Source organism: Lysinibacillus sp. A1 (assembly GCF_000801965.1).
Taxonomy (GTDB): Bacteria; Bacillota; Bacilli; order Bacillales_A; family Planococcaceae; genus Lysinibacillus; species Lysinibacillus fusiformis.
This window is the reverse complement of the sequence record NZ_JSZM01000006.1, coordinates 92301-106014: the sequence shown is the minus strand read 5'-3', so window position 1 is coordinate 106014 and position 13714 is coordinate 92301. Positions and strand designations below refer to the sequence as shown.

Annotated in this window: 11 protein-coding genes; 6 read left to right on the top strand and 5 right to left on the bottom strand. The window is 38.5% G+C overall.

The features are described from left to right. Positions 1-56: 56 nt before the first annotated feature. The 3 genes from vrrA to PI85_RS04320 all read right to left on the bottom strand — a co-directional run bounded on the left by vrrA (position 57) and on the right by PI85_RS04320 (position 4114). The gene (gene vrrA / locus PI85_RS04330) at positions 57-560 is read right to left on the bottom strand and encodes a VrrA/YqfQ family protein (RefSeq protein ID WP_036127150.1); all 504 of its coding nucleotides are present in this window, start codon (positions 558-560) and stop codon (positions 57-59) included. A 153-nt stretch (positions 561-713) separates the two neighbouring features. Further along, positions 714-1418 carry a response regulator gene (locus tag PI85_RS04325; RefSeq protein WP_008178419.1) on the bottom strand — a complete coding sequence of 235 codons (705 nt, stop codon included), beginning with the start codon at positions 1416-1418 and terminating at the stop codon, positions 714-716. Positions 1419-1426: 8 nt separating this feature from the next. Then, positions 1427-4114 (bottom strand): sensor histidine kinase KdpD, encoded by a 2688-nt coding sequence (locus tag PI85_RS04320; RefSeq protein ID WP_036127148.1) that lies wholly within the window; start codon positions 4112-4114, stop codon positions 1427-1429. Between the two features lie 368 nt (positions 4115-4482). On the opposite strand from PI85_RS04320, the gene kdpA reads away from it, so the two are divergent. From kdpA to kdpC, 3 genes are read left to right on the top strand one after another with little or no spacing between them, the layout of a single operon-like run. Further along, positions 4483-6177 carry a potassium-transporting ATPase subunit KdpA gene (kdpA, locus tag PI85_RS04315; protein WP_036127146.1) on the top strand — a complete coding sequence of 565 codons (1695 nt, stop codon included), beginning with the start codon at positions 4483-4485 and terminating at the stop codon, positions 6175-6177. 15 nt (positions 6178-6192) lie between these two features. Further along, positions 6193-8256 carry a potassium-transporting ATPase subunit KdpB gene (kdpB, locus tag PI85_RS04310; RefSeq protein WP_036127144.1) on the top strand — a complete coding sequence of 688 codons (2064 nt, stop codon included), beginning with the start codon at positions 6193-6195 and terminating at the stop codon, positions 8254-8256. A 12-nt stretch (positions 8257-8268) separates the two neighbouring features. After that, a complete protein-coding gene (kdpC, locus tag PI85_RS04305) occupies positions 8269-8913 on the top strand; it encodes a K(+)-transporting ATPase subunit C (RefSeq protein WP_036127143.1) in 645 nt (214 codons plus the stop codon). A 39-nt stretch (positions 8914-8952) separates the two neighbouring features. Here kdpC and PI85_RS04300 read toward each other — a convergent pair whose 3' ends face one another. Beyond that, complete coding sequence (locus tag PI85_RS04300) at positions 8953-10008, bottom strand: 2,3-butanediol dehydrogenase (protein ID WP_036127140.1); 1056 nt, start codon at positions 10006-10008, stop codon at positions 8953-8955. Positions 10009-10301: 293 nt separating this feature from the next. Here PI85_RS04300 and PI85_RS04295 point away from each other — a divergent pair, with 293 nt between their 5' ends. After that, on the top strand, positions 10302-11603 hold the full coding sequence (locus PI85_RS04295) for a DEAD/DEAH box helicase (RefSeq protein ID WP_036127139.1): 1302 nt from the start codon (positions 10302-10304) through the stop codon (positions 11601-11603). Positions 11604-11616: 13 nt separating this feature from the next. Then, positions 11617-12510, top strand: a complete 894-nt coding sequence (locus PI85_RS04290) for a deoxyribonuclease IV (protein WP_031417006.1) — start codon at positions 11617-11619, stop codon at positions 12508-12510. A gap of 49 nt (positions 12511-12559) precedes the next feature. On the opposite strand, the gene PI85_RS04285 is transcribed toward PI85_RS04290, so the two are convergent. Beyond that, the gene (locus PI85_RS04285; protein ID WP_036127136.1) at positions 12560-12796 is read right to left on the bottom strand and encodes a Nif11 family protein; all 237 of its coding nucleotides are present in this window, start codon (positions 12794-12796) and stop codon (positions 12560-12562) included. 160 nt (positions 12797-12956) lie between these two features. On the opposite strand from PI85_RS04285, the gene PI85_RS04280 reads away from it, so the two are divergent. Next, positions 12957-13703 (top strand): metal ABC transporter ATP-binding protein, encoded by a 747-nt coding sequence (locus tag PI85_RS04280; RefSeq protein ID WP_012295214.1) that lies wholly within the window; start codon positions 12957-12959, stop codon positions 13701-13703. Positions 13704-13714 lie beyond the last annotated feature (11 nt).

Genomic DNA, 13714 nt, shown 5'->3' with positions numbered 1-13714 from the left:
GCTTTACCTATCTACATTATAACGGACAGGGGCGGCGAATACAAAGAAACGTTCATTTACATTGGTGGCTGGAAAATACGTGGTTTAGATGGAATTGGTTCAGGAGGCGAAAATGATGCTGATGTACTTTGTCTTGCCGATCGCTTAGTTCCTGTAGCAGCCTTGCTATCACTGCCTGCACGATCAGCGCCAGCCGCTCCGCCTCCCGTCGAAGGTAGTCCTTGGAATCCTTTATATAACTTTAATAAGGACGGTATATTTTTAACCATTGGCATCGCTTGTTGAATATAAGGGGTATAAGTTTTAGCGGAATTAAATAAACTGTTTGCTTGTTGTAAGAATGAACCGATTTTAGAAGGTTCTTGCACAGGTGGCATCGGCATTTGTCCTCCAAAGGAACCTATTCCATTTGCCATTGGAAAGCCGCCTGGAATTCGTGGTTGAGCAGGGAAGCCTCCAGGCGGGAAAAAGGACTGCGGTGACATCTGTGGTGGTGTTGGCATGGGCATTCTCATGCCACCGGGATACATAGGGTATGGATAAGGTGGTCGAAATACCATAATGATCTCCTTTCTACTTGTTTTTCATTGATGACATACCTGATTATAGCTATGATATGCAGAGGCTAATGGGAGGGTGCGATAATTTATAAGGCGAATTCATCAAAGAAAGAGCAGAAGTGCAACTAAGCCTTCTGCTACGATCCTTTTATCTTATTCATCTTCATGATAGCGAAGCATTCGATAACCGACCCGCACATGTGTCTGTATCAGTTTAGGCTGTGCTGGATCAGCTTCTATTTTTTTTCGAAGTGTCGCCATAAACACCCGTAAACTTGGAATATCTGATTGTAGAGCATTGTGCCAGATTTCCTTTAAAATAAAATTATGTGTTAGAACTTTCCCGACATGCTTGGATAAAACAACTAAAAGTTTATATTCAATAGGCGTGACATGTATTTCTTTGCCATTTACTAATACGGTTTGATCTACATAATTAATTTGAAGATAACCATTGGTAAAAGTTGAATTTTCCTGTTCTGGTGGATGTTCATAGGCTGCTCTCCTTAAAGCAACACGAATTCTTGCTAATAATTCTTCCACACTGAATGGCTTCGTGACATAATCATCTGCACCTGCATCCAGGGCGTTAATCTTATCATATTCTTCCCCGCGGGCACTGACGACAATAATGGGTGTTTGAGTCCAGCTTCTAATTTTTGTAATAAGCTCTACACCATCTATGTCTGGTAGTCCTAAATCCAAAATATAAACATCTGGTTTCATGGTAATAGCCTTTTGAAGTGCACGATTCCCATCTTGGGCAATGTCGAATTCATACTGCTGGGTAGCTAATGTCATTTTTATCAAATTGGCAATGGCCACATCATCTTCTACTACTAGAATTCGTTTATTTATCAAATTTTTTACTCCTTTTTCAGTGAAAAGTTAAAAATTGTTCCTTGAGGTTTATTATCTGCAACAGTGATGTGACTACCATGTAATTTTAAAATTGTTTGACACAGGGCTAAGCCTAAACCGAGCCCACGTCTACTATCACTGCGTTGTACCTTGCCAGTCGTAAACGGCTCAAACAAATTACTCTTTAAGGAATCATCAATTCCTGGTCCATTATCTGAAATACTGAAGTTTACTAAACCATCACATTCCTTCACCAAAATAGCAATGTCACTACCTGGGGGTGTGTAGGTCAATGCATTATCGATGATATTGATAAAAACCTGTATGATCAATCTCGCATCCATTAGGCTTAATAAAAATTCTGGTTCTATTTGATAGGATATTGTATGCGAGCTATTTTGGTGAACAACATGGGAAAGAGCCTCTTGAATAATATCTTCTACTAATTCTAATTGCATTTCTAAAGCAAATTGTCCATCCTCTAGCTTAGAAACCGCTAGTAGGTTTTCAACCATTTGTACAAGCCATTTCGAATTATTAAAAATATCCTCATACAATTTATTTTTTTCACTATCGGGTATTAATGGTGCGTTGTTTAGTAAGATATCCGCATTACCAGAAATAGCAGTGAGCGGTGTTCGAAGGTCATGAGACACTGCCCGTAAAAGGTTAGCCCGCATCTGTTCCATTTCAGCTTCTCGCGCTACTTCTTCGTGGAGCTTCTGTAAATACCATTTATCCATTGCGAATGAAAAATCATTAATGATGGCATGCAAAATATTGCGTTCAAATGCAGGAAGTGGCGATAGTTTAGACAGTGCAATACCTATAACCCCTTTCACATTTCCATTAGAAATAACGGGTATATAGTAAGCATTCACCTCAGGAAATATATCTGTGGATACACCAGCGACATGTTTATTATTCGTCACCCAGCTCACAACGCCATGCTCGTTTGGGTTATTAAAAAGCGTAGCTATTTTTTGATTTTCAATTGTAGATATTTTCTCCGTACGAAAAAAAGTAGATTTCCCAATTGCCTGATTGTCTATTTCAAAAAATTGCACAGGTTTTTCTACTAATTTGACAATTTGAGTCATGCCTTCCGTAATAATTTCCTCAATAGACTTTGCATGTTGCAGTCTACGATTTGTTTCAAGTAGCACTTCCATTCGATAAGATTTTCGTATAGCTATAATCGTTTGCGCCTTGATTTTTTTCGTTAAGCTACTGGTAATTACTCCAGAGAGAAACATGATAAAAAAAGTCATAGGATAGTCACGATGATACGCATCAAATGAAAACCGTGGCTCTGTAAAAAAATAATTAAAAAGTAAAACAGCAACGATGGAACTAATAATGCTCATTATCCATCCTGATGACCAAATAGCAAGAATGAGAACACCTAGAATATAAATGGTTATGATATTAGGCTCGCTAATATCAATGGAATACAAATATAGGCCGACTATGGATATTACGCTAAATACGATAAACATTTTAAATAGATCCAGCCATTCAAATGCTAGTTTATTTTTAATATTAGGAAAGTAGAATTGTTCATTTTCTTGATCGGGCACTATGTGTATAGATAAATTCGGCACATATTCGTTCAGGCGATCACTAATTTTCGTGTTTGGCTGCCACCATTTTTTTCTCATACTTGATCGACCGATGACAAGTTTAGTAACACCACTAATTTGAGCATAGTTGGCAAGGGCTGCAGCTACGTCATCTTCTTGAACAATGACAACATGGCCGCCAAGCTGTTCTACTAGTTTGATATGTTGTTGTAGGCGTTCAGAATCAGCATGATTTCTTTCATGCGCCTGCATGTTTTGAACATAAAGAGCGGTAAATTTGCCATGCAATGCTTGGGCAAGTCTTGCAGTAGTTCGAATTACCTTTGCATTTGTAGGAGAACTACTGATACCTACAAGTAAGTGTTCTTCGATTTGTACATAGTTTCTGACAGATTCATTACTGTTTAATTGTTGATAGTTGATAGTATCGGCTGTTCGCCGTAATGCAATTTCACGTAGCGATACTAAATTTTGCTTACGGAAAAATGAATGCAAAGCTTTCTCTGCCTGTTGTTTTCCATATACCTTCCCATTTTGCAGACGTTGAATTAATTCGTCTGGTTCAATGTCGACAACCTTTATTTGCGCGGCTTGATCGATTAAATAATCAGGAATACGCTCCCGTACTTTAATCTCTGTGATTTCTTCCACTAAATCATGAAGACTTTCAATATGTTGAATATTTACAGTTGTAAAAACATGAATACCTTTAGCAAGTAGTTCTTCAACATCTCCAAAACGTTTCTTATGCCGCATGGTTGGCACATTAGAATGGGCCAATTCATCGATCACAACAATTTCTGGTTGTCGCTGCAACACGGCATCTATATCTAATTCCTGAAATATTTTTCCGTTATAGGTTATTTTCTTTGTAGGAATTTGCTCAAGTCCTTCAAGTAATGCTAACGTTTCTGGACGAGGATGCGGTTCCACATAGCCAACCACTACATCTTTACCGAGTTTTTGTGCCTGATGTGCCGCATCTAACATGGCATAAGTTTTACCTACCCCTGCAGCATAGCCGAGAAAGATTTTTAATTTCCCTATAGATTGTTCCTCCTGTTGAAGCCTCGCAAGAAACATTTCTGGAGTGGGACGTATATTTTCCATCCTCTTTCACCTCATTTGTATTATAGCGTTAACTTCCATTAAGAAAGTATAAAGATTTTGCTTCTTTATCCTTTCTTAATAGAAAAAAGGATTTCCTAACACTACATTAATTTCAAAGTCAGTATGATGAGAGCATCCTTAAGGAGAAGGGGTGTTACGATTGATGGATTTTTTTATGATGGGCTTACTGATCATAAGCTTTGCATGTGTGTTGGCGTTAACAGTATGGTGCTACAAGCTAGTAGAAAAGTAACGAGGAGGAAGTTAATTTGTGGATTTTTATGGGAGTAGTACTAGTATTTCTTTTTGGTTATTTAGGGCATGCATTACTTTACCCAGAAAATTATTAAAGGCAGGGGGGACACACTATGTGGCAAATAGCCATCGTATTGATGATTTATTTACCGCTCGTTATCTTAACGGGACATTATTTATATCGGGTTACATTACAACAAAAAACATGGCTTGATCCTCTATTAGATAAAGTCGACGCAGCCATTTATAAAGTTTGCGGCATTAAACGAGCTGATATGACGGGCAAAGAATATGTACTTTCATTAATTGTTTCAAATGCCATGATGGTGTTTGTAGGATATATCATACTACGCATTCAAGCATTACTATTTTTAAATCCAAATAATATCAACAATATGGAAGCTACCCTTTCGTTTAACACGATTATTTCATTTATAACGAATACAAATCTTCAGCATTATAGTGGTGAATCTGGACTCAGCTATTTATCACAGATGCTAGTCATTACTTTTATGATGTTTACATCAGCAGCTACTGGCTATGCAGCTTGTATGGCTTTCTGTCGTAGATTAGTGGCTAAAACAGATACAATAGGGAATTTTTTTGTCGATTTTGTTCGTGTTATTACTCGTATTTTAATGCCTTTTTCCATTGTTGTGGCTCTAATTTTAGTTTCTCAAGGATCACCACAAACCTTAAATGGCAATCAAACCATACAAACAATTGAGGGGAAATTACAAGATATTGCACTTGGGCCGATTGCTTCTCTTGAATCTATTAAACATATAGGGACAAATGGTGGCGGTTTTAACGGAGCGAATTCAACAACACCCTTTGAAAATCCAACCGTTCTTTCCAATATAGTAGAGATGTTATCTATGATGCTATTGCCAGGGGCATGTGTCGTCGCGTTTAGTCTAATGGTTGCCTCCAGAAAAAAGAACACTATTTTGGGCAAACAAGGGCTGGCTATTTTTTCAGCGATGAGTATATTGTTCCTCGTAGGATTAGTGACTGTGTACATAGCAGAGAAGACAGGTAATCCATTTATTAGTGAACTCGGCATTACACAGGAGCTTGGAAGTATGGAAGGAAAAGAAATGCGCTTTGGGGTAGCACAATCAGCATTATTTACGACTGTTACGACTGCATTTACTACTGGGTCCATTAACAATATGCATGATACATTAACGCCACTTGGTGGTCTTGTACCTATGTTTAATATGATGCTCAATGTTGTGTTCGGAGGTAAAGGCGTTGGGCTTATGAACATGATGATGTATGTTTTGCTGACCATTTTCATTGCGTGTTTAATGATTGGTCGATCTCCACAGTTTTTAGGTAAAAAAATTGAAGAAAAAGAAATGAAATTAATTGCTCTTTGTATTCTAATTCATCCTGCTATTATTTTGCTCTTTTCAGCGCTTGCGGTTGCAACACCATCTGGGATAGCTGGAATAACGAATCCAGGGGCACATGGATTATCACAAGTTCTCTATGAATTCGCCTCTGCCTCTGCTAACAATGGCTCTGGCTTCGAAGGGTTAGCGGATAATTCAACTTTTTGGAATGTAACAACAGGACTGGCTATGTTCTTTGGTCGTTATGTAACCATCATCATTCAATTAGCTATTGCCTCTTTGCTTGCTAATAAAGTAAGGCATAACGATTCACTAGGAACATTAAAAACGGATACGACTACCTTTACTTTTTTACTCGTTGCTATCGTGTTGATGATTGGTGCGCTGACATTTTTACCAGCTTTAGCACTTGGTCCGATTACAGAGCATTTACAACTTTATTCTTAATGAGGAGAGACACATATGGAAAAAGCAAGCAAAAGTTTGATGACTGGTGTCATACTAAAAAGAGCGTTAATAGATGCTTTTAAGAAATTTAGCCCCATATATATGCTGAAAAATACTGTTATGTTTGTCGTAGAGGTAGGATTTTTGTTTGTGTTACTATTAGTTCTTTTTCCAAATCTGTTTGGTAACGATGGTGGAGAACATGCACGATTATACAATGGGATTGTAGCGATTATACTCTTTGTTACGATTCTATTTGCAAATTTTGCAGAGTCGATTGCGGAAGGAAGAGGGAAAGCACAGGTTCAAACTTTAAAAAATACAAAGACAGTGACACAGGCACGTGTTTTGCTTAATGATGGCTCTGAAATTTTTAAACTGGCACATGAATTAAAAAAAGGCGATATTGTGTTAGTTCAAGCGGGAGAGATCATTCCTAATGATGGTGAAGTCCTTGACGGAATTGCTACTGTAGATGAATCCGCAATTACAGGTGAATCTGCTCCTGTAGTGAAGGAACGGGGAGGAGATTTTTCGTCAGTTACCGGAGGGACGACGGTTACAAGTGATTGGCTGACAATTGAAATTACATCTATGCCTGGTGAATCATTTCTAGATAAAATGATAACGCTTATTGAAGGAGCTAGCCGAAAGAAAACACCAAATGAAATAGCACTCAATACGCTTCTCGTAAGTTTAACGATTATCTTCCTATTAGTTGTAGTGTCACTCTATCCAATGACAATATATTTACATGTGCCGATTTCTATCGCTACGTTAATTGCCCTGACAGTTTGTTTAATACCAACGACGATTGGTGGTTTATTGTCAGCGATCGGTATTGCAGGAATGGACAGAGTAACGCAATTTAATGTTATAGCGATGTCTGGTAGAGCAGTAGAGGCATGTGGAGATGTGGATACATTAATCTTAGATAAAACTGGCACGATTACGTATGGAAATCGCATGGCGGCTGACTTTTTACCAGTAAAAGGGGTGGAAACTAAGGATTTAATTCGAGCTGCATGGCTTAGTTCTCTAACAGATGATACACCAGAGGGGAAATCTATTTTATCATTGGCCTGCGAATTAAGGGTAAATACGGACGGTGAAGAAACAATTATTAAGTCAAGTGAGCATATTCCATTTACCGCACAGACACGAATGAGTGGCTTAGATTCAGTGGATGGCACTAAAGTTCGAAAGGGAGCCTCTGATACGATAAAAAAAGAATGTATGAAAGCAGGACATAGCATTCCTAGCAATTTGGATCAATTGGTTCAACAAGTGTCTTCTGTTGGTGGGACACCACTGTTAGTAGCGTTAAACGATAGGATTTTAGGGGTCATTTATTTAAAGGATGTCGTCAAGGCTGGACTGAAGGAACGCTTTGATCAGCTTCGTGCAATGGGCATTAAAACGATTATGTGTACGGGTGATAATCCACTTACTGCAGCAGCAATCGCAAAGGAAGCGGGAGTAGATAGCTTTATTGCAGAAAGTAAGCCAGAAGATAAAATTCAAGTGATTAAAGACGAGCAGGCACAAGGTAAAGTTGTAGCGATGACGGGAGATGGTACGAATGATGCGCCAGCACTGGCACAGGCGAATGTAGGGCTTGCCATGAATTCAGGAACCAATGCAGCAAAGGAAGCTGCGAATATGGTTGATTTAGATTCAAATCCAACTAAAATTATTGAAGTTGTCGAAATTGGCAAGCAGTTGCTAATGACTCGCGGTGCTTTAACTACATTTAGTATTGCAAACGATATCGCAAAATATTTTGCTATTATTCCAGCTATGCTAATGGTTGCGGTACCTGAGATGAAAGCATTAAATATTATGAATCTCAATTCACCTACTAGTGCCATTATTTCTGCCTTAATTTTTAATGCTGTTATTATTCCATTGCTAATTCCAATCGCTATGAGAGGCGTTAAGTATAAGCCAATGAGTGCCGCGAAATTATTGAATAAAAATTTGCTTGTGTACGGTGTTGGCGGAATAATAGCCCCGTTTATTGGCATTAAAATCATTGATCTACTAGTAGGACCATTATTTCGTATAGTTGGATTATAGGGAGGAAGCTATATGCGAAAAATTTTTGATAGTTCTAAGCAGGCATTACTTATAACAATCGCCATGTTCATTATATGTGGTTTAATATACCCGTTTGCCGTGACAGCTTTAGCCCAAGGGGTGTTTCATCAACAAGCAAATGGCAGTTTATTAGAAATGGACGGTCAAGCGGTTGGTTCTGAATTAATCGGGCAAAATTTTACTGCTCCAGAATATTTCTGGGGGCGTGTTTCATCTGTTAACTATAATGTTTATACGAAAGAGGATATGCTACCAGATGACAATGGTGAAGTGAACTACAGTGGTGTTAGCTCAGGTACATTTAACTATGCACCAACCAATCCAGAATTGAAGAAACGGATAGAAGTGGATATCGAGAAGTTTTTACTTGCAAATCCATCCGTACAACGACAAGATATACCTTCTGATTTAATGACTGCCTCAGGTTCAGGATTGGACCCGCATATTAGTGTGAAGGCGGCACAAATACAAGTGGATCGAATAGCCCAAGCAAGCGGGCTTTCAAAGGAGAAAATTAATAAAATTATAGAGGCCAATATAGAAAAACGGACATTAGGCGTATTTGGAGAAGATAAGGTGAACTTCCTTATGGCGAATCTAGAAATTAGGGGGGAAATGGATAAAGCTAAAGATTAAAAAACAGGTAGAGGGCTTCTCTACCTGTCTCTCTATATATTAAGCTTGTGAATTTACAAGGATTTTAATATGGTTTTTCTCTTTCATTAATGCCTCAAAGCCCTCTGTTACGACTTCCTCAAGAGCAATATGTTTCGTCACTAGTTTATCAGCTGGGAAGTAGCCTTGCTTCATTAATTCCATCACAGCTGGGAAAATATCGCGATAAGCAATAATACCTTTAACAGAACGCTCTGTTAATACGATATTGTTGGGCAGAATAGAGGCATCAGTTTCCCAAATAGAAACAATAATTGTTTCACCTTCAAATGTTGTGGAATCTATCGCTTGCTGTAATACAACTGGAACGCCTGTTACTTCAAATGCTACATCAACGCCACCATTCGTTAATTCATGTAGACGAGCTACTGCATCCTCATCTTTAGGATTAATAACTGCTGTAGCACCAAGTTCTAATGCTTTAGCGGCACGCTCTGCTGAAAGCTCTACTGCATATATTTCGGACGCGCCTGCTGCACGTAACGCTTCAATGACAAGGAGCCCGATTGGACCTGTTCCAAAGACCGCTGCCTTATCGCCTGCTTTTAATTTGCTTTGGCGTACTGCATGAAGGGCTACCGCTGCTGGTTCGACTAATGCGCCTTGCTCGTAGGAAAGTCCTTCTGGCATTTTGTGAACCAATTTTTCGTCTACCATTGTATATTCAGAGAATCCTCCGCCACCGCCTGAAAGACCGTGGAAACCTAAATGCTTACAAATATTATACTTACCTTTTTTACACGCAGCACATTCGCCACAAGATAGAATCGGTTCAACTACGACAGGATCTCCCACTTTTACGGATGTTACAGCATCCCCAATTTCAACTACTTCGCCTGAGAATTCATGTCCCATTACAATTGGTGCGATATCTTTACTTACATAGTGAGGTTGCTCTACAGGAATAAAGATTGGACCAGCTGCGTATTCATGTAAATCACTCCCACAAATTCCTGTCCAATGTACTTTAATTTTTACTTTTCCAGGTGCAATGACTGGTTCTTCAATATTTTCTACACGGATGTCTTTTGCTTTATACCATCTTGCTGCTTTCATGATCTATCAACCTCCTATAATATCTTACAGCCCCATCATAACATGTGGGAATAATGCTAATCATTAGCTCCCTATAAATTGACATAAAATTTACATATACCCAGCTTTTTCGAGTATTGATACAGCGCTTTTTTGATTGCATATTCTCCATATTTCAAGTACCTTTGATAAGGGCTTTGTTACGGTGATCATAAAACGATAAAATTATGTTTATGCTTGTAAGAATAGGATGTAAATATACCTTAAAGTTCGAATCATGGTACAATGAAAAAAGATGTTAGGAGGAACGAATGATGTCAAAATATACTGATTATAATTTTCAGCCATTTTTGCAGGACGCCATTGCAGAACTTGGCTTTACAGAACCGACACCAATTCAAAAAGAAATTATTCCATTATTATTAAAAGGGAAGAGTGCCATTGGACAGGCGCATACAGGAACAGGGAAAACACATAGTTTTTTAATTCCGATAGTTCAACGTATTGATGTAGAGAAACAGGAAGTACAGGCCGTTATTACTTCTCCTACACGTGAGCTTGCACAGCAAATTTATGATGCATTAAATCAATTAATAGAAGGAACTGCCATACAGGCAAAACTTTTTATTGGGGGTACGGACAAACAACGCTCTATTGATAAGTTAAAAACGCAACCTCAAATTGTTGTTGGAACACCTGGCCGTATTCGTGACCTTGTTTCAGCACAAGCGTTATTTGTGCATACGGCACCAATTCTAGTTGTTGATGAAGCAGATTTAGCTTTCGATATGGGCTTTATTGAGGAAATTGATGGATTTGCTTCCCAAATGCCAGAGAAACTTGAAATGTTCGTATTTTCAGCAACAATCCCAGAAAAGCTACAGCCTTTCTTAAAAAAATATATGGACGCACCTGTCCATGTTCACATGAATGATAAACGACCTGTGGCAGAGGGCATTGATTTTATGCTTGTACCAGTTCGTTCTAAATCACGTAATAAACGTTTATTAGAAGTTATCGAAGGTATCAATCCATTTTTGGCTGTTATTTTTACAAACACGCGTAAATCGGCTGAGCATGTTGCTGGTTATTTAAATGAGCATGGTATCCGTTGTGGACAAATCCATGGTGATTTAAGCCCACGTGACCGTAAGAAAATGATGAAGCAGATTCGTGATCTTGAATATCAGTATATTGTTGCGACAGATTTGGCGGCACGTGGAATTGATATTCAAGGAATTTCTCATGTCATTAACTATGAAATTCCTGAGGACTTAGAATTCTTTATTCACCGTGTTGGACGTACAGCTCGTGCAGGTAATAAAGGAACAGCGATTACATTATTTGAGCCATCCGAAGAGGATGCAGTAGTACGTGTGGAAAAAATGGGTATTCCATTTGTGCAAATGGACGTTAAAGATGGAGAATGGTCCGAGTTAAAAGAGCGTCATGCCCGTAAAAATCGTGTTAAACAAGAGAATGAAATAGATGTGAAAGCGAAGTCATTGGTACGTAAACCTAAAAAGGTAAAACCAGGCTATAAGCGTAATATGAAATGGGAAATGGAAAAAATTAAAAAACGTGAACGTCGCTTAAAAGCGAGAGGAAAAAAATAGGGGGGCTTTTTACATGCTACTTGGCTCACATGTTTCGATGAGTGGGAAGGAAATGTTACTTGGCTCTAGTAAAGAGGCATTATCGTACGGAGCTAATACATTTATGATCTATACAGGAGCGCCGCAAAATACACGTCGGAAAGCGATTGCCGATTTGAACATTATGAATGGACTCCTTCATATGAAAGAGCATGGCATGACTAATATTGTCGTTCATGCTCCCTATATCATCAATATTGGCAATACGGAAAAACCAGAAACTTTTCGTCTTGGGGTAGATTTTTTACAGTCGGAAATTGAACGTACAGCAGCATTAGAGGCAACACAAATTGTCTTGCACCCTGGTGCACATGTGGGTGCTGGGGCAGATGCTGGGATTGCCAAAATTATTGAAGGCTTAAATGAAGTATTGTCGCAAGATTATCCCGTCCAAATTGCATTAGAAACAATGGCAGGGAAAGGAACAGAATGTGGCCGTTCCTTCGAAGAGTTAGCAAAAATCATAGACGGTGTCACTCATAACGAACGTCTTTCTGTATGTTTTGATACTTGCCATACACATGATGCTGGCTATAACATTGTCGAGGATTTCGATGGTGTTCTCAACGAATTTGATAAATTAATAGGTGTTGACCGTATCAAAGTTCTGCACATTAATGATTCAAAAAATGTGCGAGGCGCTGCTAAAGACCGTCACGAAAATATCGGTTTTGGTCACATTGGTTTTGATGCCTTAAACTACGTGGTCCACCATCCACAATTAATGGCGATCCCTAAAATTTTAGAAACACCATTCGTACCACTTGCTAGTGATGCCAAATCAAAATCAGCTCCATACAAAGCTGAAATTGATATGTTACGAAGCAGTACATTTAAGCCTGAGCTTATCGAGGCTTTAAAAGGCTAACAAAGAAGCCCAACATCTAGCCACAGTGCTGATGTTGGGCCTTATTACGTTATTTTGTAAAAAGTGCGATTAGCTGACGAGAGCGCTTTCTTCCTAAAACAGCCTCCACTTCAACTAAAATATCTTTAGGAATGCCTAAAAAAAGCCAGGAGAATGAGAATTGCTCCAAATAAGGCCGAAGTTTTTTTATTTCAGAAGTTGTAATGTCAAAGCCCTCTTCACGAGCAATCGCGACAATTTCCTTATCCGTGCTTTGTGCCAATTGCTGTAAAAATTGAATACTCAAAGTCAATCCTCCTTTATAATATGGTTGATTAAATGATTTAAACGGTCGCCATTTTCTCATTCAAAAAAGCTATCTTCTTTTCTTTACAAAAACTGCACTTTCCTATATACTTACAACTTGTAAATCGTAATGATTTTGAATTAGAAAGAAGCGATCAAGCATGAAAACAACATTAATTGACATTGAAAATGTGTCATTTCAATATGACTATACACAAGTTTTAAAAAATATTTCCTTTCGTGTAGAAGAGGGCGATTTTTTAGCGCTACTCGGCCCAAACGGTTCGGGTAAATCAACATTATTAAAAATCCTTTTAGGTTTATTAAAGCCTCTTTCGGGAGAAATAAAGCTTTTTGGTGAACCAAGTGCAACTTTTAAACATCGAGAATGGATCGGTTATGTTTCGCAAAAATCCAATGCCTTTAATTCAGGGTTTCCAGCAACCGTGCAAGAGGTCGTGAAAAGTGGATTAACGAAAAAATTAGGGCTTTTTAAAAGACCTGGACGAGAAGCTAAAGGAAAGGTTCAAGAAGCATTAAAGGCAGTTGGTATGGATGCATTTGAACATCGTAATATTGGTGAATTATCAGGTGGACAACAACAACGAGTTTTTATTGCGAGAGCTTTAGTCAGTGATCCCAAATTACTTATTTTAGATGAACCGACAGTTGGGATTGATCACGAGAACGTGCAGTCATTTTATGATATGCTGGCGAAATTAAATCGGGAACAGGGAATTACAATGATTCTTGTCACACATGATGTCGATACCGTATCTAATCGCATTAGCCATGTGGCTTGTTTAAATCAAACCATTCACTTCCATGGCTACAAAAATGAATTTGATAATATTTCCCAGGGTGCGCTAGATGCTTGGTATGGCCATTCTGTGAGAAAGATTCATTAGAAGGAGAAGGC

Excerpts from the sequence above, each read along its gene's own strand:
- vrrA (WP_036127150.1), bottom strand. The coding sequence starts at position 560 with ATGGTATTTCGACCACCTTATCCATACCCTATGTATCCCGGTGGCATG.
- kdpC (WP_036127143.1), top strand. The coding sequence starts at position 8,269 with ATGCGAAAAATTTTTGATAGTTCTAAGCAGGCATTACTTATAACAATC.
- PI85_RS04320 (WP_036127148.1), bottom strand. The coding sequence starts at position 4,114 with ATGGAAAATATACGTCCCACTCCAGAAATGTTTCTTGCGAGGCTTCAA.
- PI85_RS04300 (WP_036127140.1), bottom strand. The coding sequence starts at position 10,008 with ATGAAAGCAGCAAGATGGTATAAAGCAAAAGACATCCGTGTAGAAAAT.
- kdpB (WP_036127144.1), top strand. The coding sequence starts at position 6,193 with ATGGAAAAAGCAAGCAAAAGTTTGATGACTGGTGTCATACTAAAAAGA.
- kdpA (WP_036127146.1), top strand. The coding sequence starts at position 4,483 with ATGTGGCAAATAGCCATCGTATTGATGATTTATTTACCGCTCGTTATC.
- PI85_RS04290 (WP_031417006.1), top strand. The coding sequence starts at position 11,617 with ATGCTACTTGGCTCACATGTTTCGATGAGTGGGAAGGAAATGTTACTT.
- PI85_RS04280 (WP_012295214.1), top strand. The coding sequence starts at position 12,957 with ATGAAAACAACATTAATTGACATTGAAAATGTGTCATTTCAATATGAC.
- PI85_RS04295 (WP_036127139.1), top strand. The coding sequence starts at position 10,302 with ATGTCAAAATATACTGATTATAATTTTCAGCCATTTTTGCAGGACGCC.